This is a genomic window from Pseudomonas glycinae (assembly GCF_001594225.2).
Taxonomy (GTDB): domain Bacteria; phylum Pseudomonadota; class Gammaproteobacteria; order Pseudomonadales; family Pseudomonadaceae; genus Aquipseudomonas; species Aquipseudomonas glycinae.
Map to the genome: position 1 here is coordinate 2,441,082 of NZ_CP014205.2, position 25,673 is coordinate 2,466,754.

Below are 25,673 nucleotides of genomic sequence, written 5' to 3' on the forward strand. Positions count from 1 at the left end.
CAATCTTTTTATCTGTATATCCATACAGATAAAAGTTGCCCGAATGCCCGAGTCAGGCCATCCTGTGCGCCTCTTCGGGCAATAATCGACGACGGTGGTTATGCGGCTGTACCTCTGTGAAAAACCCTCCCAGGCCAAAGACATTGCGGCCGTGCTCGGCGCAAAGCGTCGGGGCGACGGCTGCTGGCTGGGAACGGACGTCACGGTGACCTGGTGCATCGGCCACTTGCTGGAAACCGCGCCGCCGGATGCCTACGACGCCAAATACAAGCGCTGGGTACTGGCCGATCTGCCGATCATCCCGGACAAATGGAAGATGACCGTCAAGCCGCGGACCGCCAGCCAGTACAAGGCAGTCAAGCGCCTGCTCGGCGAGGCCAGCGAGTTGATCATCGCCACCGACGCCGACCGTGAGGGCGAGATGATCGCCCGGGAGCTGGTCGAGCACTGTCGCTATCGCGGGCCGATCCGCCGCTTGTGGCTCTCGGCGCTGGACGAGGCGTCGATTCGCAAGGCGTTGGCAGCACTCAAACCGGGCGCCGAAACCTTCAGCCTGTACCACTCGGCATTGGGGCGCTCGCGGGCAGACTGGCTGATCGGGATGAACATGAGTCGTCTGTTCACCCTCCTCGGCCGGCAATCAGGCTATCAAGGCGTGCTGCCGGTGGGCCGGGTGCAGACGCCGACCTTGCGACTGGTGGTGGATCGCGACCGCAGCATCGCCGATTTCGTGCCGGTCGCGTACTGGGCCATCGATGTGCAACTGCTGCAGAACGGCACGCCGTTCACGGCGCAATGGCGTGCGCCAAACGATGCCTGTGACGATCAGGACCGCTGCCTCAATCAGGCCCTCGCCCAGCAAGCGGCCGCCGCAATCAGCAGCGCTGCCAGCGCCCGGGTGATCAAGCTGCGCACCGAACGCATGCGCGAAATGGCGCCCCTGCCCTTCGATCTGGGCACCTTGCAGGAAGTCTGCTCGAAGAAGCTCGGCCTCGGTGCCCAGGAAACCCTCGACATCGCCCAGGCCCTCTACGAAACCTACAAAGTCATCACCTACCCGCGCAGCGATTGCGGCTACCTGCCCCTGAGCCAGCACAGCGAGGCACCGGGAATTCTTGCGGCGCTGCGTCAGGCCGACCCGAGCCTCGAAGCGCTGCGCGAGCATCTGGAGCCACAGCGCCGCTCCCGCGCCTGGAACGACGCCAAGGTCAGCGCTCACCACGGCATCATCCCGACCGCTGCCGCGAAAAACCTGGAGCGCCTGACCGGCAAGCACCGCGCGGTCTACACGCTGATTCGCGCGCGGTATCTGGCGCAGTTCCTGCCCAATCACGAATACGACCGCACCCAGGCCGATTTCGATTGCGCCGGGGAAGCCTTGCGCGCTGTCGGCAAACAGATCATCGAGCCGGGCTGGAAACGCGCGTTGCCCGAAGCGCTGGCCCCGGCCAAGGGCCGTGAAGCCCCCGCGCCACAGACTTTGCCCACGCTGACCCAAGGCGCCGAATGCGCCGAATGCGCCGTGGCGGACGTGAAGCTAAAGGACCTGTGGACGCAACCGCCCAAACCCTACACCGAAGGTGATCTGATCAAGGCGATGAAGAACGTCGCCAAACTGGTGGAGGATCCGCTGCTCAAGCAGAAACTCAAGGACACCACCGGCATCGGCACCGAAGCTACCCGCGCGTCGATCATTCAAGGGTTGCTGGATCGCGGTTATCTGGTGAAGAACGGCAAGGCGCTGTCCGCCACGCCCGCCGCGTTCAGCCTGATCGACGCCGTTCCGCGCGCGATTGCCGACCCCGGGACCACGGCGATCTGGGAGCAGGCGCTGGACATGGTGCAGAGCGGCGAGATGAGTCTTGAAGAGTTCGTCACCAAACAGGCCGCGTGGATGAGTAAGCAAGTGACCCGCTGCGCCGGGCTCAGTCTGACCATCAGCGGCCCGCCACCTGCCGGCAAGGCCGCTGCGCCATGGAAGAACAAACGCAAGTCCACTCGGCGCAAAACCACCGGTACCAGTAAACGCTCAGCGAAACCAGCGGCCAAATAGCCCGTTGCACGCTACTGTTTCAGCAGTGATGGTCAGGAGGCAGCCGCATGTCGGTCATCGAACTGCGCGTCGCCCGGCGCGACGAACTGGACACCCTCGAAAACCTGATGCAGTTCTACACCTACGACTTCAGCGAGTGGTTGCCGCTGAAGCTCGGCGGGCATGGGTTCTTCCCGATCCAGTTGAAAGACGATTACTGGCGACAACCAGCGACCCGGCCATTCCTGATCCACGTCGACGGCGAACTGGCGGGGTTCGTGACCGTGGATGACCACCTCCTCATCGAAGGCGCCGACTACAACATCGGCTATTTCTTCGTCAGCCGGCGCTGGCGTGGCCAAGGCGTCGCGCAGTTTGTCGCCTCTGCCCTCTTGAGCCACCTGCCCGGTCGATGGCAGATTTTCCATGTCGATGCCAACCTGCCTGCACAGCGGTTCTGGGCCCGGCTCATCCCCGAGCTGAGCGGCGGCGACTTTACCCGCCAGACCAGAACCGTGGACGGCTATCCCTGCACGTTCTACTGCCTGCGCAGCCTTTCTCCCGCTGTCTGAAGACCTCTTTTTCATTCCAGAATGACTTTGTCCGACAATATGTAGTGAGCAAAAATAATCACTACAAAACCGTTGACGGCGTCGCTTGGCTTTTGCATGATGCAGACGTCTCCCCGATCGGGAGCACTGGCAACACGCTTGAGCAAGCTCGTCTGACCGCCGAGCTGTTTTTTCCGGATACACGCTGCCCACAAGGCAGATTGAAGAAGCTGACCTGGCCTGAACGTCCAGTACAAGGACGAGAAGCGCTGGCGAAAATTCTCAAGACGCTTGTGGTCGACCCTGAAAACGTCGTCAAGGAGCCTCCCGGTTTTCGCTGCTTCTCCTCGTTGTGACGCTTTTGCGTAGCAGTTATTCAACACGACTACATGCAACAGATGCATGACCCCGTACTTCACACGGGCGACCGCTGACGTCCTGGTTTCGGTGCCAGGGATCAACTAACCGATGGGCTACCTGTATTAGCGAATCAACTTTGAAAGATCACCACACTGGTCAAGGGGCAATATCATGAATCTGAACAATCAACCTACTATCGAAGAACTGGCTCGTATGTTCGCTGCGCAAAAAGACAGCCACGACAGCCATATTCTGTGGATCAGCAAGTCGGGTCAGGTCCATATCGACTGCCTGTCGCCCCATGCTGGTGAAGAAGAGTTCGACCGGAACAACCAGAACCTGCTGGCCCGCCTGAAGATGTACCGCCGCGGCCACGGCTATGTCGGCAAGAAAGCCGCGGCCGACAAGGACTTCATCGGTAATGTTCTGCAGACGCTGAAACAGGCGTGGGACTCGATGCAGAACAACAACGAAGTTCGGGTGATTGATCGGTTCTGCTAAGTTAAAACTTCAATAAAAAAAGGGCCTGCTTTGAAAACGAAGCAGGCCCTTTTTATTGCTCGCAAAAAACTCATGAACGAGTTTCCAGCACCAGCTTCATGAACGCTTCAGCCGCCGCACTATGATAGTTGTTCTTGCGCCGCAACAACGCCGCTCCCCGCTGCGGCGCCTCGCTCTCGACACGCAACCGACGCAGTGCCCGGTTCTCGGTCGCAATCGCCTCCGGCAACATGGTCGCAATCGGCGCATGTCGGATCACTTCCAGCAACGTACTCACCGAGTTCACCTCGATCTGCACCTTGGGCGTGATGCCGTGCTGGCGGAAGTACTCATCAATCGACAAGCGCGTGAAGAAGTCTGGCGCCAGCAAGGCGAAATCCAGCTGCGCGATATCATCCGGGGTCAACACCGATGAGCTGTCGTACAGCGGATGCTCGCGCCCGACCATCACCCCCAACGTCTCGACAAATGCCGGAATGCATTCAATGTCCGGATTGCGCACCGGCGTGAAGGCAATCGCGATATCCAGCGAGTCATCCGCCAGCCCGGCCTCGATGTCGTCCATCGACAACTCGAAAATCTCCAGGTGAATCCCCGGATACCGCGCCACGTAATCGCGCACCAGCGGCCCAACCAGATACGCCATAAACGTCGGGGTCATGGCCAGGCGCAGCGAGCCTCGGGAAAGATCCTTCACGTCATGCAACGCGCGCTTGCCCGCCTCCAGCTCCACCAGCACCCGTCGCGCGCATTCGATATAAGCCTGGCCGGCATCAGTCGGTTTGACCGAGCGCGAGGTGCGGTCGAACAGATCCACCCCGAGGCTTTCTTCCAGTTGGCGGATCTGTTGCGACAAGGTCGGCTGCGACACGTGCAGCGCCTCGGCCGCCCGGGTGAAGCCGCCGTGATCGGCCACGGCCAGCAGGTATCGCAAATGTCGCAGCAGCATGGGACGCTCCATCTATAGGCAGTGCTTATGCTTGGCATTGTATATCGGTCTTGGACGCTATGGATCAATCGGCAGAAGATGAATCCCACACAGCAAGCCAACCCCGAAAGGAGAAGCACCATGCAATCCCAAGCCTACAACGATAGCCGCATCGCCCTGACCACCCGCGTCCTGGATGCCAAGGCTCAGAAAAACCTGTCGTGGCAGGACCTCGCCGACGGCACCGGCCTGAGCCTGGCCTACGTCACCGCCGCCCTCCTCGGCCAGCATCCACTGCCAAAAGCTGCTGCCGAAGTGGTCGGCGACAAGCTTGAGCTGAGCGTCGCAGACGTCGCCGCCCTGCAAATCATCCCGCTGCGCGGCAGCCTCGACGGTGTGCCGACCGACCCGACCATCTACCGCTTCCACGAGATGATCCAGATCTACGGCACCACCCTGAAGGCGCTGGTTCACGAGCAGTTCGGCGACGGCATCATCAGCGCGATCAACTTCAAGCTCGACATCAAGAAAGTCGAAGACCCTGAAGGTGGTTCCCGCGCCGTGGTCACCCTCGACGGCAAGTTCCTTCCGCTGCGTCCGTTCTGAACCCTCCGGGCCCGTACACCGCGTACGGGCCCATCCAAACCTGAATTGCCCTGTCGTCACCACATCTGTCTGGAGGCTGCCCCATGCAAAAAATTCTGTTGACCCTGGCCCTGCTCGCCGGCCTGGCCGCCCAGGCCCAGGCTGATGAAGAGGCCGTCGCCTACCGCTACGGCATGTCTTTGGATATCGCTGAAGTCGTGAACATCACCCCGGTCGCCGACGTCTGCGGCGTAGTGCCGGTCGAGATGACTTACCTCGACAGCCACGGCGCAAAACACATTCTTCAATACAGCGAATTCGGCACCGGCTGTTCGAACTGAGAGGACTGCACCATGAAAAACCTGATCGAAGGCTTCCTGAAGTTCCAGAACGAAGCGTTTCCACAACGCTCCGAGCTGTTCAAACACCTGGCGACGACTCAAACCCCGGGCACCTTGTTCATCACCTGCTCCGACAGCCGCGTCGTCCCGGAACTGCTGACCCAGCAAGAGCCCGGCGAGTTGTTCGTGATCCGCAACGCCGGCAATATCGTGCCGTCCTACAGCCCGCATCCGGGCGGGGTTTCGGCAACGGTGGAATACGCGGTAGCCGTGCTCGGCGTGACCGACATCGTGATCTGCGGGCACTCCGATTGCGGCGCCATGACCGCCATCGCCCAGTGCAAATGCATGGATCACCTGCCCGCCGTCAGCGGCTGGCTGCAACACGCCGAGTCGGCGAAAGTGGTCAACGAATCGCGGCCGCACGCCAATGACGCCGCCAGGCTGAGTTCGATGGTGCGGGAAAACGTGATCGCGCAACTGGCGAACATCCAGACGCACCCGAGCGTGCGCCTGGCCCAGGAGAAAGGCCTGCTGAATCTGCATGGCTGGGTCTACGACATCGAGACCGGCTCGATCGACGCGCTGAGTGCCGACCGCCGTACCTTCGTCTCGCTGGCCGAGCAACCGTCGACGTGCGCGGTGTACGGTCAGGCAGTCGATGCTGCTTGAAAACACAACGCCGCGCCCGTCATTGCGACGGGCGCGGCGTTGTTCTGTTCAGCGTTTTACGCCCAGATCGATTTGCGTCATGCGGCTGCGCACGGTGAACACACCGTCGCCGGAGAGGATCGCGCTGCGGGCAAACAACCGGCCGCTTTCCCAGTTCGAAAGGCCCAGTTCCGGTTTGTTCAGCGCGTACTGGCCATCGACCCAACGGGTGATCCCGTTGCCCACGAACGGCGCGTTGACCGCGCTGTAGAAACGCTCCTGAACCGCCGCGTCTTCGCTGATCAGCGACACGGTGAACTGCGGGCTGTAGCGATTGAACAACGCGATGGCCTGATCCAGATCGTCGACGATCATCAGGCTGGTTTCCGGGGTTTCTTCCCATTCCCACTCGCGGCCCAATTGCGCTTCCGGCAGCGGCTCGGCCAGCGCTTCGGTCTGGTAACCCTCGGCGCGATAGACCTCGACCGTCGCGTTCTGCCAGTCGCCCGGCAGGTAGCTTTCGCTGCCTTCGACGATGTGCAATTTGCAGCCCTGACCGCGCGCGGTACCGGCCTGTTTCAAGGCATCGAGGAACAGCGGCACCAGCTCGGCGGCGCGGTCGCGCTGGATCAGGCAGACGTTCAAAGTGTTGCAGACTTTGCGGTCCAGCGAGTTGCGTACCACCGCGGCGAAGCGCTTGGCGTCGGCATCGCGATCAGCAATCAGCCACGCGCCACCGGTGCCGTGCAGGCTGACGGCGGTGCCGGCCTGCTGGGCGATGCTGCCCAACTGGCTGACCGCACGGCCCGAACCACGGGCCACCGCCAGCGACAGACGCCGGTCGGCGAACATCGCCCAACCGGCGGCGTGGTTGACGCTCTCCACCAGCGACACCGCTCCCGCCGGCAGTCCGGCATCGGCCAGCGCCGGGTTCAGGGCGTGAGTGACGATAGCTTGCGCGGTGCCCAGCGCATCGCTGCCAATGCGCAGTACGGCGGTGTTGCCGGTGCGCAGTACACCAGCAGCGTCGGCAAAGACGTTAGGCCGGCCTTCGAACACGAACGCGACGATGCCCAGCGGCGACACCACCTGCTCGACCTTCCAGCCATCATGTTCGACGCTGCTGATCACCTTGCCACGCGTCGCCGGCGCATCACGCCAGGCGCGCAGGCCGGCGATCATGTCGCGGCGCATGCGCTCGTCGGCGAGCAAACGGGTAGTGGAACGACCGCGCGCCTTGGCCCGCTCGATGTCGGCAAGGTTGGCGGTTTCGATCAGTGCCCAGGCGTCCGGGTTTTCCAGACGTTGGGCAAACAGATCGAAGAAGCGGCTGATGGCCTCATCCGGCACAGCGGACAACGCCGTAAACGCCGCCGCTGCACGCTCGATCGCTACCGATGCAGCCTGCTGATCCACCACCGGAATCAGCAGCAGCTCGCCGCTCACCTGCTCCACCAACAGGTGGTCGCCGGGTCGGAAACGCTCGGCCAGTTCGGGGCTGACCACGGTGACGCGGTTACCGGCGAAAGGAATAGGCGTGCCAGCGACGAGACGTTCGAGCGCGAGAGACATGGAGCGGATTCACCATATTGAGGGCGGCCGGAAAATGTATAGGTTGGCCTCCCTCAAAGCAACACGGGCTCAGAACACCGACCAGCCAATCCGCGAGCTGAGCATTTCCAGCGCCGCCATCCCCGCCAGCGAGTTGCCCGCCGTGTTCAGCTCCGGCGACCACACGCACACTGTGAACTGCCCCGGCACCACCGCGACGATGCCGCCACCGACGCCGCTCTTGCCCGGCAGGCCGACGCGATAGGCGAAGTTGCCGGCCTCATCGTATAGACCGCTGGTGGCCATGATCGAGTTGACTTGCTGGGTCTGGCGTCGGCTGAGGATCTGCTCGCCGCTGTGTTTGCAGAAACCGTCGTTGGCCAGGAAGCAGAAGGCCCGGGCCAGGTCGATGCAGCTCATGCGCAACGCGCAGTGGCTGAAATAGCTGCGCAACACCGCCTCAACGTCATTGTGGAAATTGCCGAAGGATTGCATCAGGTACGCCATCGCCGCGTTTCGCGCGCGGTGCTGGTATTCGGAGTCAGCGACCTTGCCGTCGACCATCACCTGCGGGTTGCCCGACAGCCGCCGCACGAAGTCGCGCATCGACAAGGCCGGTGCGGCAAAGCGCGACTGGTTGATGTCGCAGATCACCAGCGCCCCGGCATTGATGAACGGATTGCGCGGACGACCGCGTTCGAACTCCAGCTGCACCAGCGAGTTGAACGGCTGGCCGGACGGCTCGTGGCCCAGGCGTTCCCAGATCGCCTCGCCGGAATGTTCGATGGCCTGCACCAGGCTGAACACCTTGGAAATACTCTGCACCGAGAACGGCGTCTCGGCATCGCCGGCGCAATACATCTCGCCGTCATTGCCATATACGGCGATGCCCAATTGATTGGCCGGCACAGTGCCGAGGGCGGGAATGTAGTCAGCCACTTTGCCCTGCCCGATCAGGGGCCGGACCGCGTCAAGGATCTCGTTCAACAGCGCTTGCATGCCGGGTCTCGAAGTCTCGCCCCATGGGATTGCGGGGACACGGTGGCTAGACGCTGCGGGTCGGAGGCAAATCACACATTCGGAATAATTGAAGATCCAGTGTGGGAGGGAGCTTGCTCGCGATCAGGCCAGCACAGCCAGCCCCCTCGGCGCCTGACCCACCGCTATCGCGAGCAAGCTCGCTCCCACAGGTTTCTGCGCAGGCTGTGTATCGCACTGTGTACGGCCCGACACCCGACACATCCCGCGCACAAATCCGGCCCTTCGCGACACATCCGCGATACAGCCCGACGTTCAAATGAACCTGTCGATCGGCAGCCCCGATCAAGCCTTTGAACTCACCTATCGCATCGGAGATACACCATGACCAAGCGCTCGAAAACCTCCCTGACTCTGGGCCTGCTGCTTGCCGGTGGCCTGGCCCTGTCCAACGCGGCTTCGGCTTCAGACGCGTTCAGCGTCAAGCAACTGGATCACGGCTATAGCCAGACCCAGGCCAAGGCCGACTCGGCGGAAAAAACCTCGGAAGGTAAATGCGGCGAAGGCAAATGCGGCGCTGGCGAGTAACCCTTTTTTACGGGGCACGTCGGTGCCCCGTTTTCTTTTGAATGAATGGAGCCTTGCCATGACCACAGCTCTCTCGTCGGCCGTCAAAGGCCTGCATGTGAACCTTGACCGCGCCGGCCAGTGGCTCGCGCCGCTGACCTTGCGCCTGTTCATCGCCTGGGAGTTTTTTGAATCGGGGCTGGAGAAATTCAACGGCCAGAACTGGTTCGAAGACATTCAGGAGCGGTTCCCGTTTCCCTTCGATCATCTTCCGGCGACGCTGAACTGGGAGCTTTCGATGTGGGCCGAGCTGATCTGCGCACTGGCGATCCTGATCGGATTCGGCACGCGGATTTCGGCGATTTCGCTGATTGTCGTGACCGTCGTCGCCACCGCTGCCGTGCACTGGCCGGCGGACTGGTCATCACTGAGTGAGCTGGCCCAGGGTTACGCGATCACCAACAAGGGCTTCGGCAACTTCAAGCTGCCGGCGATCTACCTCGCCGCACTGGTGCCGCTGGTATTCGCCGGTGCCGGCAAGTTGAGTGTGGATGCGTGGCTGGCGCGGTTGTTCTGGAAACGCGCCAGCCGTTGAGGATCAATGCGCCCGGTCCAGCCCCGCCAGCAACGCGCTGTCCCGGCTGTAGATGTCCGGCGCGTAAAGCACGCGGCCCTGGCCGTCAACCTGGGCCGTCCAGTAAGTCATGAGGATCGGCACGGGATTGCTCAGGCGGAATTCATGGGTGGTGCCGGTGGCGAGCAAGGTGTCGGTGCGCGCCTTTTCCGCCGGGCTGAGCAGCAAATCGCGCAGCTTCATCGGATGCTCGACCCGTACGCAGCCGGAGCTGAACGCCCGAGGCCCCTTGTCGAACAGCGCCTTGCTCGGCGTGTCATGCAGGTACACCGAGAACGGGTTGGGGAACCGAATGACCATCTGCCCGAGCGGGTTGCGCGGCCCGGCGTCCTGACGCAGGAGGATGTTGCCGGGGTTGTCCCAGTCGATGTCGGCGGCGGCCAGCGGCTGGCCGTTGGCGTCGAGCACTTGCAGGTTCTGGCGGCTGAGGAACGTCTGGTCCTTGCGGATTTCCGGCAGCTTGTCTTCCTTCCAGATGGTCGGCGGCACGGTCCAGGTCGGGTTCAGGGTCAGGCGCGTGACCCGGGATTTGAGCAGCGGGGTCTGGCGTTCGGCGCGCCCGACCTGGGTGCGGGTCTGCCACACCGGCAGGCCACCCTGATAAAGCGTCAGCTCGGCCGCGGCGACGTTGACCAGCAGACCGTCCGGCTCCATGTCCTGGGCCATCCAGCGGAAACGTTCAAGGTTGACCCGCAATTGTTCACGGCGAGTCAGCGGACTGATGTTGAGTTCGGCAATCGTCCCCGGCCCCACCACCCCGTCGGCCTGCAACGAATGGTTGGCCTGAAAGCTCTTCACCGCCTCCACCAATACGCCGTGATAAGCGTTGTCCGGCGTGCCGACCACACTGTTCAGATAGCCTTCGCTGTACAGCCGGCGGGCCAGTTCAGGCACGCGCTTGTCTTCCATGTCCGGACGCAGCAACGGCCCATTGCCCACCGACGTCCACTGCGGCAAGGCTTTGAGGCGCTGCGCGGCATACAGATGACGCAGGTTCTGGTACTGCGCCAGCTGTGGACGGGCCAGATCGAAGGCAGCCGGAACGTTGTGCACGCCCGGCACGGCGATCGCTAGCAATTCAGCCTGACGGTCGCGAGGCGTTTCGTCGGAATGCCACAGCGGTTCGAAGTGCGATTGCAACAGGCGGCCGTAGTGCAGATCCTGCAGGGCTTGCAGGTAGTAACGGCTGATCTCGATATCGGCGCACAGTTCGCCGTCCTGCGGCGCGGTGAGCGCCACCGGATAGCGTTTCGGGTTCAGGCCATCGTCGGCCAACAGCTGCAATTGCGCATGCAAGGCCGGCAATTGCCCGCCATCGGCCCACACCGGCAGCCAGTCCTGCTGCTGGTAGAACGCGCGCAACTGATCCAGCGCCGGGCCGTTGAGACTGGTGCCGATCGTCGGGCACGCCTGGGGCAGGCTGATCAGCGCAGCCTGCAACGGGCTCTGCGGTTCGATGGGCATTTCCGTCGGCACGGGCGGCAGCGTCGGGAGTCCCGGCAACGGCTCTTCGGCGCAAGCGACAAACGGCGCAGCGAGCAAACAAATGCTCAAGTAGCATGCGTACTTTTTGAACAACTGCTTTACTCCAATCCATGGCCGTCCTGATTGACGGTCAACCTTACCTCAGGTGCGGTGAACAGTCAGGCCCGATTCGTGGGCCTGCCGGGGACGACTGGACGTCAGGAGCCTAAGTGCCGAACAAGTAGCAAGTGGAGACTCACGTTAAATGTTGACGTTTTTGCGCCGACTTCTGCTGACTGCCACCGCCCTTGGCGTGCTGACCAGTCCAGCCTTTGCCGCCGGTACCTCTTCGCCGGTTCTGTACACCAGCCTCGCCCACGCCGCGCCGGAACTCAATCCCCAGGCGCTGAAAGGTGCCTTGAACGCCATGCAATGTGCGATCAACAACGGCGCGAAGCAGTCCCGTCACCTGGCGATCATCGACTATTCGCAGCCGTCCACCGAGCGCCGGTTGTGGATCTTCGACCTGACCCGGAAAAAACTGGTGCTGCGCGATCTGGTCGCCCACGGCTCGAACTCCGGGGAAAACTTCGCCACCCGGTTTTCCAACCGTGAAGGCAGTTTCCAGTCCAGCCTCGGCCTGTTCCGCACCCAGGAAAGTTACCAGGGCACCCACGGCTACTCGCTGCGCATGGACGGTCTGGAACCGGGCATCAACGACATGGCCCGTGACCGCGCCATCGTGATCCACGCCGCCGACTACGTGAACCCGTTCTGGAGCAAACGTACCGGCCGTCTGGGCCGCAGCCAGGGTTGCCCGGCCGTGCGACCGCAGGTTGCCAAACGGGTGATCGACAGTCTGAAGAATGGCCAATTCATGTTCTCCTGGTACCCGGATCAGCAGTGGCTGAAATCCTCGCCGTACCTCAACTGCCAGCCACAACAGATCGCGAGCATTCTCAGCACTCACGCCAGCTGAATACTCTGTGGGAGTGCGCTGGCTCCCACAGGTTCGGTTTATTACAGATTTGTCATCGAGTTGTCGGTTTGCCGAGCGGATCGCCCGGTAGCTTGAAGTTGTCCCGGCCAGAACGCCGATCAACTTCAACGACTCGAGTGACCCATCATGAAAACCCTGATCCTCGCTTTCACCGCCCTCCTCGCCACCGGTTCCGTGTTCGCCGCACCCGCGCCGGACGCTGCCGTCATTCATGACAAAACCGGCTACTTCGTGCACCTGGATGTCGACAAAGTCCTCTCCAGCACCGATATTTCCCAGGCCTGCGGCGTGATCCCCGCGCAGCTCGACTACCTCGACCACCAGGGCCGTGAACATGTGCTGGACTACCAAGTGCAAGGCAGCGGCTGCACCAACGACCATTGAGGCGCAGTAGCCATGAATATCCTTGTTGTCGAAGACGAACCCAAGGCCGGCAATTATTTGCTCAACGGCTTGCAGGAACTGGGCTACAGCGTGAGCCTGGCCCGGGACGGCGCCGACGGTCTGCACCTGGCGCTGGAATTCGACTTCGATGTGATCGTGCTGGACGTGATGATGCCGAAAATGGATGGCTGGGAAGTCCTGCGCCGGCTGCGCAAGGAAACCGACACGCCAGTGCTGTTCCTCACCGCCCGCGATGACATCGCCGACCGGGTCAAGGGTCTGGAACTGGGCGCTGACGATTACCTGATCAAGCCGTTTTCCTTCGCCGAACTGGTGGCGCGCCTGCGCACCCTGACCCGGCGTGGGCCGATCCATGAAGAGGAGCAATTGCAGGTGGCCGACCTGCAGATCGACGTGCTCAAGCGTCGGGTCACCCGGGCCGGCAACCGGATCACCCTGACCAACAAGGAATTCGCCCTGCTGCAACTGTTTGCCGCCCACACCGGGCAAGTGCTGTCGCGTTCGCTGATCGCCTCGCGGGTGTGGGACATGAATTTCGACAGTGACACCAATGTGGTCGATGTCGCCGTGCGCCGCCTGCGGGCGAAGATCGACGATCCGTTCCCGCTCAAGCTGATCCACAGCGTGCGCGGCATCGGCTACCGCTTCGATACCCAACCATGAAAATCGCCGGCACTTATTCCCTGACCTTGCGTCTGGCGCTGGTCTTCGCCGTGCTCGCCTTTGCCGCACTGGGAGGCCTGGGCGCGGCGCTGTACAACCAACTGGAAGCAGCTCTGATTCGCCGCGATGACATCCAGTTGGTCAGTCGCGTCGATCAGTTGCGCACCTTCCTCAACGACAGCAACACCCTGGAACTGATCAAGAACAAGCCGGCGCTGTTTCAGAACATGCTCGGCAACCGCGAAGCCTTGCTGACCATCGGCGCACCCGGCCAGCCGCCGTTGCTGGTGGTCAACCCCGGCAACCTCGCCACCCCGAACTTGCCCGCCGTACCGATCGATCATCCGATGGCCCTGAGCGATGTACAGCACTTGCCGAGCGTCGACGGTGTGCCGTTTTCGGCGGTGGCGGCGACCATCGACTCGGGCGATCTGGGCAACCTGCAGGTGCTCACCGGACGCCTGATGACCGAGCGCACGGCAATGCTCGCCAATTACCGGCTCAGCGTGTACGGCCTCGCGTCATTGGCCGCGATTGTGCTGGCGCTGGTCGGCTGTCTGCTGGTGTATCGCGGCCTGCTGCCGTTGCGGCGGATGGCCCGACATGCCCACGGGATCGGCATCGCCAACCTTGGCGAACGCCTCGACCGCCAAGGCACGCCGAAGGAATTGCAGCCGATGATCGAAGCCTTCAACGCGATGCTGGACCGGCTCGATCGAGGGGTTGCGCAACTCAGTCAGGTCTCCACCGACATGGCCCACGAACTGCGCACGCCGATCAACAACCTGCTCGGTGAAACCCAGGTTGCCTTGCAACAGAACCGCAGCGTCGACGCCTATCAGCAGTTGCTGGCCTCCAACGTCGAAGAACTCGAACGGCTGGCGCGGATGCTCGACAACATGCTGTTTCTCGCCCGCACCGACCCGGCCAGCGCGCTGAGCCAGCGGCAGGAGCTGGACGCCAGCGATGAGATGCAACGCATTGCCGATTACTTCGAAGGATTGGCGGCGGATGTCGGCGTCACCATCGAGGCCAGTGGCAGCGGCGTGATCTGGGCCGAGCCGATGTTGCTGCGGCGGGCCCTGGCCAACCTGTGCGCCAACGCGATCAAGTACGGCGCGGCGGACTCGACGTTGCAGGTCGAAGCCATCGCTGAAGCGGACGGCAGCTACCTGCGGGTACGCAATCAGGGCGCGACCATTCCGGCAGAACATCTGTCGCGGCTGTTCGAGCGTTTCTACCGCGTCGATCCGTCTCGCGAGCGCTCGGCCCAATCCAACGGACTGGGCCTGTCGATTGTCGCGACCATCATGCAGTTGCATCAGGGTCGTTACAGCGTCAGCAGCGCCGACGGGATCACCTGCTTTGAACTGTTCTTTCCGGCCCGACAACCCCGCGACTGATTTCGCCAAGTTCTCCCTGTGGGAGCGAACCTGCTCCCACAAGGAAAATGCAGTGCGACGGCGCCATTGTGTGCGCGAAGTCTGCGCCTAACGCGCATCCCCGCCCGCGGGTTTGTAGAACAGGAATTTCCTGGTCTCGGCTGTTTTCCTGTATTCCTTGGCCCAGCTCGGATGTACGTTGCGGTCGTGGAAGTACAGCGCGCCGTGAGTGCGATCGGTGAGTTGACGGTTCAGCGCCTTGCCGGCGATTTCCTTGGCCAGCGCGTATTCGGCATCTTCCTTGACCTGATCCGGACGCCCGTCGCACCACCAGGAAAACTGGCAACTCTTGCTTTCCGAGCCCTGCTTGACCACCTCGCACACCGTGCCTGGAAAGCCGTCATGCCCGAGGCGATTCATCACCACACTGGCCACGCCTTCCATGTCGGCAGTGTCCTTGCCCTTGGCTTCCCAATAGATGCTGCGCGCCAGACAGGTGATCGGATCGTCCAGCGGTGCGGCGCCGGCGGGGTCGACCGCCTGTGCTTCGGTCGGGGTGATGGCTTCGGATTTGGGTGCCGGAGGTGCGTCGGGTTTGTCGGCAGCCTTCTCTTCCAGAACCTCGGCTTTCGCCTCGGCCTTTTCCTTGATCGGCGCCTGATCGGTGGCCAGCGCAGCACCGCTCAGCAGGGTCAACGCAAGACAGCAAAGCAACCCGTTCAATCCCATGATCATTCTTCCGGCAGGGCCCGATGCGGGCGAAGTGTTACGTGGTTGAGACGCCCGGTTTCCGGGGTCTTCGCGAAGTGTAGACGGCAAATTGCACGGAATCGTTCGGCAGAAAAATCCGCGTTGTGAAGAAAAAGACATTGCACGAACCGGGGCCCTTTCGCGCATGATGTGCGCACTCAGCCCAAGGGAGATTTCCATGCGCTTCATGCCATCCGTTCTGCGACTCGCCGCGTTGTCCGTGGGCCTGGCGCTGGCCACTTCGGCCATGGCCACCGACGAGTCGCAATTGATCGAGTCGATCAACAGCTACCGCAGCCAGCCGCAGCGTTGTGGCAGCCAGGCGTCCAGCGAATTGCCGCCGCTGTCGGCCGATCCGCGCCTGATTCTGCCGGCCAGCGGCGTGGTGGATTTGCAGCAGGCGATGTCCAGCGCTCGCTACCCGATGGTCAACGTGCAGGCGATCACCCTGAACGGGCCACGGGATGCGGCGTCGGCGATGAAGGCGATTCAGGAAAGCTTCTGTCAGGTGGTGCTGGATCCGCAGTTCGTCGATATCGGCGTCAGCCGCGCTGATCGTGACTGGCGCATCACCCTCGCCCGGCCACTGCTGTCCGCCCGACTCGGCGACGGTCAGGCTGAAGGCCAGAAACTCCTCGAGCAACTCAACGCCGCCCGCGCCCAGCCGCGCCAGTGCGGCGGTCAGGCATTCGCAGCGACTGCGCCGCTGGCATGGAACGCGGTGCTCGGCGGCGTTGCCCAGGAACACAGCCGCGAGATGGCCAACAACAATTATTTTGACCACAAGGACCGCAACGGCGGTACTCCCGGCGACCGCGCAGAACTGGCCGGTTACAGCGGTCAGCAGGTCGGCGAGAACATCGCCGCCGGGCAGGACACGGTGCAGAAAGTCGTTGCCGGCTGGCTCGCCAGCCCTGGCCATTGCGCCAACCTGATGAACCCGCAGTACCGCGAGCTCGGCGCTGCTTACGCAGTTGATCCGAAGAGCAGTGCCGGGATTTACTGGACTGCGATGTTTGGCGGCGAGTAAGTCTTAAGACCACCACTGAATACTGTGGGAGCGAGCTTGCTCGCGATGGCGGTGTGTCATTCACCGTTGATGTAACTGACACATTGATATCGCGAGCAAGCTCGCTTGACACCACCAGGTTGCCGCCTTCGCCGGGTTTCAGGTACTCGGGGCCTGAAATGATGACGATGAACCCCTCAGGGTCATCGGCCTCCTGCTGGGTCGGAAAGATCCAGGCCAGCTCAGGCTCGAAAACGGTGCCGTCCGCAAGGGTAATGCTCCAGTGGATTTCAATGGCGTTGTCCGGGGTGATCAGCGGATCGTAGGGGATGCGGACGATCACGCTCGGCAAGTCGGGATCAAGCGCACCGCTCACGGCGCTTTCGACGATGGGGGCTGCCAGGCGGGTGGGTTCGCCGAGCATGTTGATGAAGCGGCCTCTGGAGCGCTGAATGATGCTGCCGCCACGTTCCAGGTCGAAGGAAAACACCCCCTGGTTTTTTGCCAGTGCCCGGGCACCGTCGTTGTCCATCAGCACATCGACCACCAGCGGTGGTTTTTTGTTGATGGTCTGGCGGGCTTCGACCTGGATGCGTTCGCCGTCGAGGGTGGTGCCTTGCAAGCGCATGATGATGGTGTCGCCCTGGTTGAAATCGACGGGTGAGGCAGCAAAGACCTGGAGCTTTAATTGCTCTTTACCCAGCTGGTCGAGATCGAGGTCGTTCCCGTCAGCCTGCTCAAGAATCGGTCCCTCCAGCCTCGAGTTGCCGGTGTCGACGACGATGCGCGTTTCCTTGCACCAGTCTTCGGAATCGTTGTCTGCAAAATCTCTGACGAAGAATGACACCGCCAGCCCTTCGTTCCCGGAGTCACCCGCCGCGAGGATGACGTCCTTGCCGATGTGGATCACGATAGGGTTCTTCAGTGGATCATTGATTTGCTCTTGAGTAACCGGATCCGACGGCACCATGTTGCCGCCCCAGCTCACCCAGATCACGTCGCCGACGGCGATGTCGGGGTAGGGCAGGCTGGAGCCGCTGCCGGGTTTGGCAGTTATCCGGATGTCCACGCCATTTTCGGCGGTGTCCTTGTCGACACCGTCCTGGACAATTTCCGACGGCCTGAACTCCATGTGCAGGTTGGAGTGACCCTGCCCGGGATCGGTGTCCTGGCCGGCGGGGATTTCCAGTTTGACCAAGAGTTTGAGCGGTGGCGTAAAAAGTTCTGGCGCCTGGTTGAAGCGCGTCACCCGATAGGCCAGATCCCACGTACCGCTCTGAAAACGGCCCGGTGCGACGAACAAGGTAGCGCGCTGGGTCAGTTCGCCATCCTGGGTAACGGTTTGCTGATCGACCACGAGGTTGTTGAGCAACAGCTCAACCTTGTCGGCCAGACTTTTGTTTGACCAGACCGGGATCTGCACTTTCATGCCCAGAGTAGGGAAGTTGAGCAGTGCGGCGGCGCGGTTGATGGCCCATTCTCCGTTCGGCAGCTGCTTGGCGCCGGGAAGGTCAGGGTCGAGCAGTGCGAGCGTGCCGATGGCTTTTTTTGGTTGGACGAGCATGGCGAGAACTCCTGCCGAAGGGTGTGGGCGATGGAGTGATTGAGCGACCAGACGGATGCTTTGGCTACTGTCAGATCTGACAGGGGGGAGAGGATTTTCGACGGACGGGCTCGCCTGGGAACTCGCTTTCAGTCATGCCGCCATAAAGCTGCAAGTGAAATGATAAAAACCCGCCGTCCCGATCAAACGGGACCGCAGGTTTTCTTTGATCAGGTTACAGAGGCGCCTCAGCCTTCAACTCCAGACTATCCAACACCCGATTCACCGCCAGTTCCCCCAGCATGATCAGTTGCGCGATCCCCAGCAGCACATGCCGATGCGAGCCATCCACCAGCCCGGCGAAGTCGGTAGCCATGATTTTGGCCGAGGTCAGGGTTTCACAGGCGTCGGCCAGCAATTCTTCGCTGTCGATGCCGGGGGCGATGAGGTAGCGGGTATTGGGTTTGAGCAGCGGTTTTCTGGGGAGCAGCGGATTGAGGTAGTGGTCGAGGGCGAGGTCGGGTCGGTTTCAGGCGGGTTTGGCGTTGGTTTGATCATGGTAAAACTCCCTGATTGATGGAGCTGCCACGGTTCGCTGCGAAACGAAGGGAGGTGACAGCTGTACGCGGGTTCGCAGACCGGGAATCAAGGAACCCGGCATACCCGAAGGTATCCCGCGCACAACCGTCATGACGCGATCAGCCAAAAAGCTGAACGGAAACGACGCTCTGGGCGCCTTGATTGATCCGGGCTGCGAAACCCGATCGCTGATTCGTCAGCGACCGACCCACGATAGAACCCGACCCCAAGGCCCACAAGCCGGCGGATTCTGGCGGATGCGTAGGCCATGGCGCAAGTTCGCGTGGCTTGTCGGACGCATCCTTAAACACCTTTAAACCCAAGCCCCGCCCCGCTCACGGCAGCAACAGATACCCCGCACTCACCGCCAACAGCAACGCCATCACCCGGTTGAACAAGCGCATCCCCGCCGGGTTGCCGAGATAACCGCGCAAGAACGTCCCGGCATACACCCAGCACCCCACCGACAGATAACAGATCACCAGATACACCGCAGCAAACTGCCACACCAGCCGCGCTTCGCCGTCAGCGACAAACGCGCCCATCCCCGCCACACAAGCCAGCCAGGCCTTGGGGTTGAGCCACTGCATCACCGCGCCGTAGAGCATCGAAGGTGCCCTTCCCGCTTCTCCCGCACTCAACTGCCCGTCATCCATTGCCAGCTTCCAGGCCATGAACAGCAGAAACGCCACCCCGGCCAGTTGCACCACACGGGTCAGAGACGGCCACAGTTCCAGCACTTCATGCAGCCCCAGCCCCATCAACACCAGCAGCAACACAAACCCCAGCGTCGCCCCGGCCACATGCCGCTGGCTGGCGCGAAAACCGAACTGCGCCCCCGAACTCAACGCCACGATATTTACCGGCCCCGGGGTAATGGACGCGGCCAGGGCAAACGCCGCCATCGACACAATCAGACTCATCGCACACCTGCTTCAAATCGAGGAACAAGGCGCTCACGGTAGCCGGCGCACGGCAGGCGGTATTGAAGGAAATTACCCCCGCTCGCGCAGACCCACTACGCTCTGGCTATGCGATCACTTTTGACCAGGAAGTCTGCCCTTGATGATTCTGATTCTGCTGCCCAGCGCCGATTACGACCCGACCGAAAGCAGCGTGCCCTGGCAGACGATGCGTAACGCGGGCATCGAAGTTCGTTTTGCCACCCCGCAAGGTTTGCCCGCCCACGCCGATCCACGGTTGGTGAACATCGGTTTCGGCCTGTTGAATTCGATGCTGATGACACGCAAGGCCGATCTGGACAGTTACACGAAGATGATCGAGTCCGAAGCGTTCAGGCAGCCGCTGGCGTATGCCGATATCGACACGAGTCGATTCGATGGTCTGCTGATCCCCGGCGGGCATGCCAAAGGAATGCGCACGCTGTTGGAATCCACGCAGGCCCAGCAGATTGCCCTGCAATTTTTCAAAGCCGAAAAACCCGTGGCGGCGGTCTGTCATGGCGTGCTGTTGCTGGCGAGGACGCTCGACCCCGACACCGGGCGTTCGGCGTTGTTCGGGCGCAAGGTCACGGCGTTGCTCGCGGCCACCATGGAGTTGCCGGCGTGGCTGATGACAGCTGCGTGGCTGGGGCGCTACTACCGCACCTACAAGCAGACCGTCGAAGCGGAAGTTAAAACCGCGCTGGCCAGCAAATCCGACTTCATACGCGGGCCGCTGATCGCCAAACGCGATTGTGCGCAGAAACTGCAATCAGGATTTGTGGTGCGCGACGGCCAACTGCTGACGGCGCGCTGGCCCGGCGACTGCCATCGATTCGCCGCAGAATGGGTGGCCATGTTGCAGGCCCCCCAACGCTGATCGGTTTTTTCAGTCCAGACGCGGCACGGTGAAGCGGAATTCGCTGCCCTGCCCCGGCTCACTCTCGGCAACGATCTGCCCGCCATGCGCCTCGACGATGCCCTGCGTGATGTACAGACCCAGCCCGGTGCCGGTCGGATTGCCTTCCTTCACCGTCCAGTAACGGTCGAATACGTGCGGCAAGTGATCCTTGGGAATGCCTTCGCCGCTGTCGCGCACCGTGAAAACGATGTCGTCACCGACCGATTTGGCATACACGTCGACCGTGCCCAGGCGCGGAGTGAACTTGATTGCGTTGCCGACCAGATTCGACAGCACCTGAAACAACCGCTCGGGGTCGGCATGAATGCTCAGGTCGGGATCAGCCTCGAACGAGATGCTGATGTCCTTGTCCAGCGCCAGCGGTGCGAGCAGCGATTGCGCCTCTTCGAACATCTGCGCGACATCGAGTTTCTGCGGCGCGATGGTGTAGCGCCCGGCATCGATTTTCGAGGTGTCGAGCAAGTCTTCCAGCAGCGTGTTCATGCGCCCGGCGGCTTGTTGCATGGTGTCGATCGCAGTCGAGATGCGCCGCGAAGTGTGCGGCCCGTCCGAGCTGAACGCCTTCTGCATCATGCCGCACAGCATCGAGATCACGGTCATCGGGTTGCGCAGATCGTGGGAAACCACCGCCACCAGTTCATCACGGGCGCGCACCGCTTCTTGCTCGCGGCGTACTTGGCGGGCCAGATCGTTTTCCAGGGCCGAGCGACGCAGGTCGTTGGCCGCGAACAGATCGCCGTGGCTCCACTTGGTGGAAATCCCGGCCATTTCGACCTTCCAGATTTCGAACGAGGTGCGCGGCCGCAGGCGCAAGCCGGCGTCGGAGTTTTCCAGGTCCAGCGGCTTGCGCGGGTCGCCGCTCCAGTTGATGTTCTCTTTGACTTCGGGGCGGAACCACAGTACGCCGTTGTCCACCGGTTTGGGCAGGCTCATGGCGAGCACGCCGCTGGCGACCTGCTGATAGTGCGCGGCCGGCGGGTAGACGCTGGCCAGGTGATGACTGGCAAACACCGGCTCGCCACGCTCCTGCAACCATTTGTGCAGGGCCCGAATTTCTTCCGGCTCCGGGCAGTTGCCGTAACGGTGCAATTGCTTGTCTTCGATGATCGCGATGCCGCCGGCATTGGCCAGCGCCATCAGGACTTGTGGCTGGTTGGCCAGGCCATCGAAGACGTTCTGTGGCGAGTCGATCATCGCCTGATTGAGCAGCGCCAGCGCCTCGACCTTTTCTTCCCGTTGACGGCTGACATCCAGCGCTTCCATCGCGCTGATCTGCAACGACAGCACCTGGCCGATGGTTTGGCACGCGGTGCGCAATTCATGCGGTACATGCAGCGGCTGGCGATTGCCGCAACTGATCAGGCCCCAGAGCTTGTCGCCCTTGAGCAGGGAAATGCTCATCGAGGACAGCACGCCCATGTTTTTCATGTACTGGCAGTGGATCGGCGACACGCTGCGCAACGTGGCGAAGCTCAGGTCCAGCGGGGTCTGGGTGTCCGGGCGCAACTTGGGCACCAGCGGCACCGGTTGGTAGTCCGCGTTCGGAATGATCCGCAGCCAGTTGGTGCGGTACAGCTCGCGGGCTTGCTCGGGGATGTCGGAGGCCGGGAAAAACAGACCGTTGAAGACTTCCATCGACGGATCGGACGCTTCGGCGATGACCTGACCGTGGCCCTCCTCTTCGAAGCGATAAATCAGCACCCGGTCGTAACCGGTCATGGCCTGGATTTCCTTGACGCTGATGTCGTACAGCGCCTGCAGGCTCTGGGCCTTTTGCAGCCGCGCGAGCATCCGTCCCAGGTGGGTTTCGGTACCGGCGACGTTACGCGGCTGGAAGTTTTCGACGTGGATTTCCAGCTCCAGAATCAGCACATCCTGATGCCGGTGCACCAAGCCTTCGAACGCGGTGCCGTTGAGGCGAAAGTGCAGCGGCGGCGCATCGGACAAGGCCGATTGCTGCAAAGCTTCGCGAACCTGCGCGGCATGGGCATCGCCGATCAGGCTTTGCAGAGGCTGGCCGATCAGCTCTTGCGCCGGGCGCGCGAGCAAGGTCTCGACGTTGGCGCTGATCTGAATGATCGAAAGGTCCGGCTCGCTCAGGGTCAGCAGCAAACCGTGCGGCTGGATCGCGCCGGGAAAGCGGATCGGCTCGTCGGCGCAGTTGGCCAGCAACTCTTCAAAGGCTTCTTTGTCTTGCGGGTTCATACCAGAACCTCCTGACTTTCGAGCCACTGCTCGAAACAACTGAATGTAGTGTGGGCCGCCGCCACGACCGCTTTACGCTCGTCGGCGTCCATCGGGCGACTGCCCAGGTATTCGATGAAATCGCGCCAGCGACGGCCGGTGGCAGCGCCGTAGATGTCCAGAAACGCTGCACCGTTATCCGCGCCAAGGCTCAGGCGTGTGGCGATTTCCCGGCGCAGGATCTGTCCGCCGAGGGTTGCGCCTTCCAGCACGTACAACACGCCCAGGCAGGCGGCGGCGGAATCGATGGCGGGCAACCGGCGGCAGATCGGAAAATCGCCACCATTTGCGCCCAGTGCTTGCAGATCGCGTTGCAGGGTCGGCGCCTTGAGGCGTGAAACCAGATCGAAATCGGCGGGAATCGCGTCGCTGTCCTGCAATGCGCTTTCCAGTGGCTGATAGAAGCCGTAATAGGCGCGCATCAATCGCTCGAAAGCGTGCAGATCAAGGGTATCGGAGAAGAAAGGAAGGCGTTTTTCCAGTGCAATGTGCAGTTCGGCCGTGCCGGCGCGCAAATCTTGCAACACCGGTGGTACATGAACCTCGCGGGCCTTTGCTTGCATGTAGTCGCTCGTACAGTGGGCCGCCTGGGGCCATGGGGGAATGGAGAAGCATGGCGCGAAAGCTTACACGGCAATGGTAGTTTCTGACCCGGTAGATGGGATTCTCTGATGAATTCATCAACCTGTGAAGGGTTAAGAGCTGACCGGACGGCAGAAAGTTCGAAGGAATTCACTGCCGATAGTCGCTGTACCGCGACTCTGGCGCCTGACTGTACGGTTCAGGGCCGCACACCCGCGTGATAAAAATAACGCTCCCGTCACCGGAGCCCGAGCCATGGATATCGCCACCCTCTCCCTGTTCCTGCCCGCCTGTTTCGCCCTGAACATGGCACCGGGGCCGAACAATCTGCTGTCGGTCAGCAACGCCACCCGTTACGGCTACCGGCGCGCCTGCGTGGCCGGGATCGGGCGATTGCTGGCGTTTGCCGGGATGATCGCTCTCGCGGCGGCGGGGCTGGCGGTGGTGCTGCAAACGTCCGAGCTGTTGTTCTATGGGATCAAGATTGTTGGCGCGGGGTATCTGTTGTATCTGGCGTGGCAGCTGTGGCGAGCCAATCCTGCCGCCGAAGACGCCATTGCGGCGCCGGCGAACGGGCTTCTGGCCCTGGCGCGTCAGGAGTTTTTAGTGGCTGCGGGGAATCCCAAGGCAATCCTGATCTTCACCGCCTTCCTGCCGCAGTTCGTCGACCCGACCCACGCCATCACCCCACAATTCATGTTGCTGGGCGCGCTGTTCCTGTTGCTGGAATGGATCGCCATCAGCGCCTACGCCTACATGGGGCTGCACATGCGCCGCTGGTTCGCCGAGCCGCGCGGCAAACGGATTTTCAACCGTTGCTGCGCGGGGCTGCTGTCGGCAGCGGCTTCGGTGTTGCTGATGGCCAAGCGGACCTAAACTTCGGACGGGCCTTTGAGTTCGACCTGATTGCCGTCCGGATCGAAGCAGTACAACGACAGGCCGTTGCCCTCGGCGCCAAAACGGGTGGCGGCTTTTTCGACGGTCAGGCCGCAGGCTTGCAAATGACTGACCAGCGCCGCTTCATCGAACGGCTCGATGCGCAGACAGAAGTGATCGACATTGCGCCGTTCGCTGCCGGCAGCGGCGCCACCCTTGCGGCCGATTTCGCCGTCAAGGTCGACCAGATCGATCATCGACGTGCCGGCGCGCAGGTGCACCAGACCGAACTTTTCGTTGCGCTTGACCACTTCGGCGCCGAAGACCCGGTCATAGAAATCAACGCTGCGTTGCAGATCGGCGACGCGCAGCACGATGTGATCGATGTGGTGAATCGTGAACGGTGGCATACCTTAAATTCCCGAGTTGTAGCGACCCGATCACTGTAGTGCAGCGGCCCGAAAATTCACTGTCGATTTTTCGGTGGAGCCATCGAATAACTGGTTTTATCCTCGGCCCATGAACATACAGACCGCTGTCCTTCCCCCTCACGCCGAAATGGTTCGCGCCATGCTCGCAAGCGACACTGCCTATGAAGGCGTGTTTTTCACGGCCGTGAAAACCACCGGGATCTTTTGCCGCCCGACCTGCACGGCGCGCAAGCCAAAACCGGAAAACGTCGAGTTCTTCGCCCACGCTGACGAGTGCCTGTCCGCCGGTTATCGCGCCTGCCTGCGCTGCAAACCGCTGGACGCCGCGGCCATCGCCCCGGATTGGGTGCAACGGCTGCTCAAAGCAGTCGACGCCGATCCGGAACTGCGCTGGAGCGATGCGCAATTGCTCGCCGAAGGCATTGAACCGCTGAAGCTACGGCGCTGGTTCAAGCAGCATTTCGGCATGACCTTCCTTGCGTGGCTGCGCACCCGCCGACTCGGCGTGGCGCTGGGCGGGATCAAGCAAGGCACGTCCATCGACCATGCCGCGTTCGACTCCGGTTATGAATCCCTCAGTGGTTTTCGCGATGCGTTTCAGAAGTCGTTCCACATCACGCCGGGGCGCGCAGCGGCCAGTGAACCGCTGCTGTTCACCCGCCTGACCACACCACTGGGTCCTATGATTGCCATGGCCGAGCGGCGCGGGCTGGTCTTGCTGGAGTTTCTCGATCGCCCGGCGCTGACCCGCGAAGTCGAGGAACTGCAGAACCGCTACGGCTACGTGGTCGCACCGGGGCAGAACGCGCATTTGCAGCAGATCGACAACGAGCTGGCGCTGTACTTCGCCGGCAAGCTGAGCGAATTCAGTGTGCCACTGCACCTGCCCGGCAGCGAATTTGCCCGACAGGTCTGGGCCGAACTTCGGCAAATCCCTTACGGCCAAACCAGCACCTACGGCACCATCGCCGCACGCCTGGGCAAACCCGGCGCCAGCCGAGCAGTGGGGCTGGCCAACGGGCACAATCGGCTGTCGATCGTGGTGCCATGCCATCGGGTGATCGGTGCGGACGGCTCGCTGACCGGCTACGGTGGTGGGCAACCGCGCAAGGCGTTTCTGCTCCGGCTGGAGAACGCCGCCGTGCAGCTCACGCAACAACTGGCTTTCTGACAAATCGACACCCACGCCCCTCCCGGCTTTCA

The 25,673-nt window shown here is 62.0% G+C and carries 29 protein-coding genes and 1 pseudogene; 19 read left to right on the forward strand and 11 right to left on the reverse strand.

What is annotated here, in order from left to right:
- Positions 1–100: 100 nt before the first annotated feature.
- Both AWU82_RS10810 and AWU82_RS10815 read left to right on the forward strand, forming a co-directional pair.
- The gene (locus AWU82_RS10810) at positions 101–2,053 is read left to right on the forward strand and encodes a DNA topoisomerase III (RefSeq protein WP_064379507.1); all 1,953 of its coding nucleotides are present in this window, start codon (positions 101–103) and stop codon (positions 2,051–2,053) included.
- 47 nt (positions 2,054–2,100) lie between these two features.
- Entirely contained in the window at positions 2,101–2,604 is a 504-nt protein-coding gene (locus AWU82_RS10815) for a GNAT family N-acetyltransferase (protein WP_064379509.1), read from the forward strand.
- Between the two features lie 11 nt (positions 2,605–2,615).
- On the opposite strand, the gene AWU82_RS10820 is transcribed toward AWU82_RS10815, so the two are convergent.
- Positions 2,616–2,987 (reverse strand): hypothetical protein, encoded by a 372-nt coding sequence (locus AWU82_RS10820; protein WP_064379511.1) that lies wholly within the window; start codon positions 2,985–2,987, stop codon positions 2,616–2,618.
- 127 nt (positions 2,988–3,114) lie between these two features.
- Here AWU82_RS10820 and AWU82_RS10825 point away from each other — a divergent pair, with 127 nt between their 5' ends.
- Complete coding sequence (locus AWU82_RS10825; RefSeq protein WP_011334739.1) at positions 3,115–3,444, forward strand: hypothetical protein; 330 nt, start codon at positions 3,115–3,117, stop codon at positions 3,442–3,444.
- Between the two features lie 70 nt (positions 3,445–3,514).
- Here the strand turns inward: AWU82_RS10825 and cynR are convergent, their stop codons facing one another.
- A complete protein-coding gene (cynR, locus tag AWU82_RS10830; protein ID WP_064379513.1) occupies positions 3,515–4,393 on the reverse strand; it encodes a transcriptional regulator CynR in 879 nt (292 codons plus the stop codon).
- 120 nt (positions 4,394–4,513) lie between these two features.
- On the opposite strand from cynR, the gene cynS reads away from it, so the two are divergent.
- The 3 genes from cynS (at position 4,514) to AWU82_RS10845 (ending at position 5,970) form a co-directional block, all read left to right on the forward strand.
- Positions 4,514–4,978 (forward strand): cyanase, encoded by a 465-nt coding sequence (cynS, locus tag AWU82_RS10835; protein WP_064379515.1) that lies wholly within the window; start codon positions 4,514–4,516, stop codon positions 4,976–4,978.
- Between the two features lie 83 nt (positions 4,979–5,061).
- Complete coding sequence (locus AWU82_RS10840; RefSeq protein ID WP_064379516.1) at positions 5,062–5,298, forward strand: DUF2790 domain-containing protein; 237 nt, start codon at positions 5,062–5,064, stop codon at positions 5,296–5,298.
- A 12-nt stretch (positions 5,299–5,310) separates the two neighbouring features.
- Positions 5,311–5,970: a carbonic anhydrase gene (locus tag AWU82_RS10845; protein ID WP_064379518.1), complete on the forward strand. Its 660-nt coding sequence runs from the start codon at positions 5,311–5,313 to the stop codon at positions 5,968–5,970.
- 48 nt (positions 5,971–6,018) lie between these two features.
- Here the strand turns inward: AWU82_RS10845 and AWU82_RS10850 are convergent, their stop codons facing one another.
- Entirely contained in the window at positions 6,019–7,521 is a 1,503-nt protein-coding gene (locus AWU82_RS10850; RefSeq protein WP_064379520.1) for an aldehyde dehydrogenase family protein, read from the reverse strand.
- Between the two features lie 69 nt (positions 7,522–7,590).
- Positions 7,591–8,499: a glutaminase B gene (gene glsB, locus AWU82_RS10855; protein WP_064379522.1), complete on the reverse strand. Its 909-nt coding sequence runs from the start codon at positions 8,497–8,499 to the stop codon at positions 7,591–7,593.
- A 363-nt stretch (positions 8,500–8,862) separates the two neighbouring features.
- Between glsB and AWU82_RS10860 the strand changes: the two genes are divergently transcribed.
- Both AWU82_RS10860 and AWU82_RS10865 read left to right on the forward strand, forming a co-directional pair.
- Positions 8,863–9,066 (forward strand): HvfA family oxazolone/thioamide-modified RiPP metallophore, encoded by a 204-nt coding sequence (locus tag AWU82_RS10860; protein ID WP_064379524.1) that lies wholly within the window; start codon positions 8,863–8,865, stop codon positions 9,064–9,066.
- 58 nt (positions 9,067–9,124) lie between these two features.
- Positions 9,125–9,640 carry an HvfX family Cu-binding RiPP maturation protein gene (locus AWU82_RS10865; RefSeq protein ID WP_064379525.1) on the forward strand — a complete coding sequence of 172 codons (516 nt, stop codon included), beginning with the start codon at positions 9,125–9,127 and terminating at the stop codon, positions 9,638–9,640.
- Positions 9,641–9,643: 3 nt separating this feature from the next.
- On the opposite strand, the gene AWU82_RS10870 is transcribed toward AWU82_RS10865, so the two are convergent.
- On the reverse strand, positions 9,644–11,257 hold the full coding sequence (locus AWU82_RS10870; protein ID WP_064379527.1) for a L,D-transpeptidase family protein: 1,614 nt from the start codon (positions 11,255–11,257) through the stop codon (positions 9,644–9,646).
- 151 nt (positions 11,258–11,408) lie between these two features.
- Between AWU82_RS10870 and AWU82_RS10875 the strand changes: the two genes are divergently transcribed.
- The 4 genes from AWU82_RS10875 (at position 11,409) to AWU82_RS10890 (ending at position 14,614) form a co-directional block, all read left to right on the forward strand.
- Positions 11,409–12,122, forward strand: a complete 714-nt coding sequence (locus AWU82_RS10875; protein WP_011334749.1) for a murein L,D-transpeptidase catalytic domain family protein — start codon at positions 11,409–11,411, stop codon at positions 12,120–12,122.
- A 147-nt stretch (positions 12,123–12,269) separates the two neighbouring features.
- Positions 12,270–12,527 carry a DUF2790 domain-containing protein gene (locus AWU82_RS10880; RefSeq protein WP_064379529.1) on the forward strand — a complete coding sequence of 86 codons (258 nt, stop codon included), beginning with the start codon at positions 12,270–12,272 and terminating at the stop codon, positions 12,525–12,527.
- A 12-nt stretch (positions 12,528–12,539) separates the two neighbouring features.
- Entirely contained in the window at positions 12,540–13,211 is a 672-nt protein-coding gene (locus AWU82_RS10885) for a heavy metal response regulator transcription factor (RefSeq protein WP_011334751.1), read from the forward strand.
- Positions 13,208–14,614, forward strand: coding sequence for a heavy metal sensor histidine kinase (locus AWU82_RS10890; protein WP_064379531.1), 1,407 nt, complete (start codon positions 13,208–13,210; stop codon positions 14,612–14,614). The genes AWU82_RS10885 and AWU82_RS10890 overlap by 4 nt, the downstream gene beginning before the upstream one ends.
- Before the next feature lie 87 nt (positions 14,615–14,701).
- Here the strand turns inward: AWU82_RS10890 and AWU82_RS10895 are convergent, their stop codons facing one another.
- A complete protein-coding gene (locus tag AWU82_RS10895) occupies positions 14,702–15,322 on the reverse strand; it encodes a cell wall hydrolase (protein ID WP_064379532.1) in 621 nt (206 codons plus the stop codon).
- Positions 15,323–15,521: 199 nt separating this feature from the next.
- Between AWU82_RS10895 and AWU82_RS10900 the strand changes: the two genes are divergently transcribed.
- From AWU82_RS10900 to AWU82_RS10915, 4 genes are all read left to right on the forward strand, one after another.
- Complete coding sequence (locus AWU82_RS10900; RefSeq protein WP_064379534.1) at positions 15,522–16,373, forward strand: CAP domain-containing protein; 852 nt, start codon at positions 15,522–15,524, stop codon at positions 16,371–16,373.
- A 262-nt stretch (positions 16,374–16,635) separates the two neighbouring features.
- Positions 16,636–17,016 carry a hypothetical protein gene (locus AWU82_RS10905; RefSeq protein WP_190241576.1) on the forward strand — a complete coding sequence of 127 codons (381 nt, stop codon included), beginning with the start codon at positions 16,636–16,638 and terminating at the stop codon, positions 17,014–17,016.
- Positions 17,017–17,040: 24 nt separating this feature from the next.
- Positions 17,041–17,196, forward strand: coding sequence for a hypothetical protein (locus AWU82_RS10910; protein WP_190241577.1), 156 nt, complete (start codon positions 17,041–17,043; stop codon positions 17,194–17,196).
- A 99-nt stretch (positions 17,197–17,295) separates the two neighbouring features.
- Complete coding sequence (locus tag AWU82_RS10915; protein WP_190241578.1) at positions 17,296–17,757, forward strand: hypothetical protein; 462 nt, start codon at positions 17,296–17,298, stop codon at positions 17,755–17,757.
- Between the two features lie 373 nt (positions 17,758–18,130).
- Here the strand turns inward: AWU82_RS10915 and AWU82_RS10920 are convergent.
- A pseudogene (locus tag AWU82_RS10920) lies at positions 18,131–18,453 on the reverse strand (DUF6124 family protein).
- Positions 18,454–18,809: 356 nt separating this feature from the next.
- Positions 18,810–19,397: a LysE family translocator gene (locus AWU82_RS10925; protein ID WP_064382305.1), complete on the reverse strand. Its 588-nt coding sequence runs from the start codon at positions 19,395–19,397 to the stop codon at positions 18,810–18,812.
- A gap of 142 nt (positions 19,398–19,539) precedes the next feature.
- On the opposite strand from AWU82_RS10925, the gene AWU82_RS10930 reads away from it, so the two are divergent.
- Positions 19,540–20,295: a type 1 glutamine amidotransferase domain-containing protein gene (locus AWU82_RS10930; RefSeq protein WP_064382306.1), complete on the forward strand. Its 756-nt coding sequence runs from the start codon at positions 19,540–19,542 to the stop codon at positions 20,293–20,295.
- A gap of 9 nt (positions 20,296–20,304) precedes the next feature.
- On the opposite strand, the gene AWU82_RS10935 is transcribed toward AWU82_RS10930, so the two are convergent.
- Positions 20,305–22,542, reverse strand: a complete 2,238-nt coding sequence (locus AWU82_RS10935; protein ID WP_064382307.1) for an ATP-binding protein — start codon at positions 22,540–22,542, stop codon at positions 20,305–20,307.
- Complete coding sequence (locus AWU82_RS10940) at positions 22,539–23,144, reverse strand: biliverdin-producing heme oxygenase (protein ID WP_064382308.1); 606 nt, start codon at positions 23,142–23,144, stop codon at positions 22,539–22,541. Before AWU82_RS10940 ends, AWU82_RS10935 begins: the two co-directional genes overlap by 4 nt.
- Before the next feature lie 274 nt (positions 23,145–23,418).
- On the opposite strand from AWU82_RS10940, the gene AWU82_RS10945 reads away from it, so the two are divergent.
- Positions 23,419–24,039, forward strand: coding sequence for a LysE family translocator (locus AWU82_RS10945; RefSeq protein WP_064382309.1), 621 nt, complete (start codon positions 23,419–23,421; stop codon positions 24,037–24,039).
- Here the strand turns inward: AWU82_RS10945 and AWU82_RS10950 are convergent.
- Complete coding sequence (locus AWU82_RS10950; RefSeq protein ID WP_064382310.1) at positions 24,036–24,449, reverse strand: VOC family protein; 414 nt, start codon at positions 24,447–24,449, stop codon at positions 24,036–24,038. The two genes, AWU82_RS10945 and AWU82_RS10950, sit on opposite strands and share 4 nt — an antisense overlap.
- Before the next feature lie 109 nt (positions 24,450–24,558).
- Between AWU82_RS10950 and AWU82_RS10955 the strand changes: the two genes are divergently transcribed.
- Entirely contained in the window at positions 24,559–25,641 is a 1,083-nt protein-coding gene (locus AWU82_RS10955) for a bifunctional transcriptional activator/DNA repair enzyme AdaA (protein WP_064382311.1), read from the forward strand.
- Positions 25,642–25,673 lie beyond the last annotated feature (32 nt).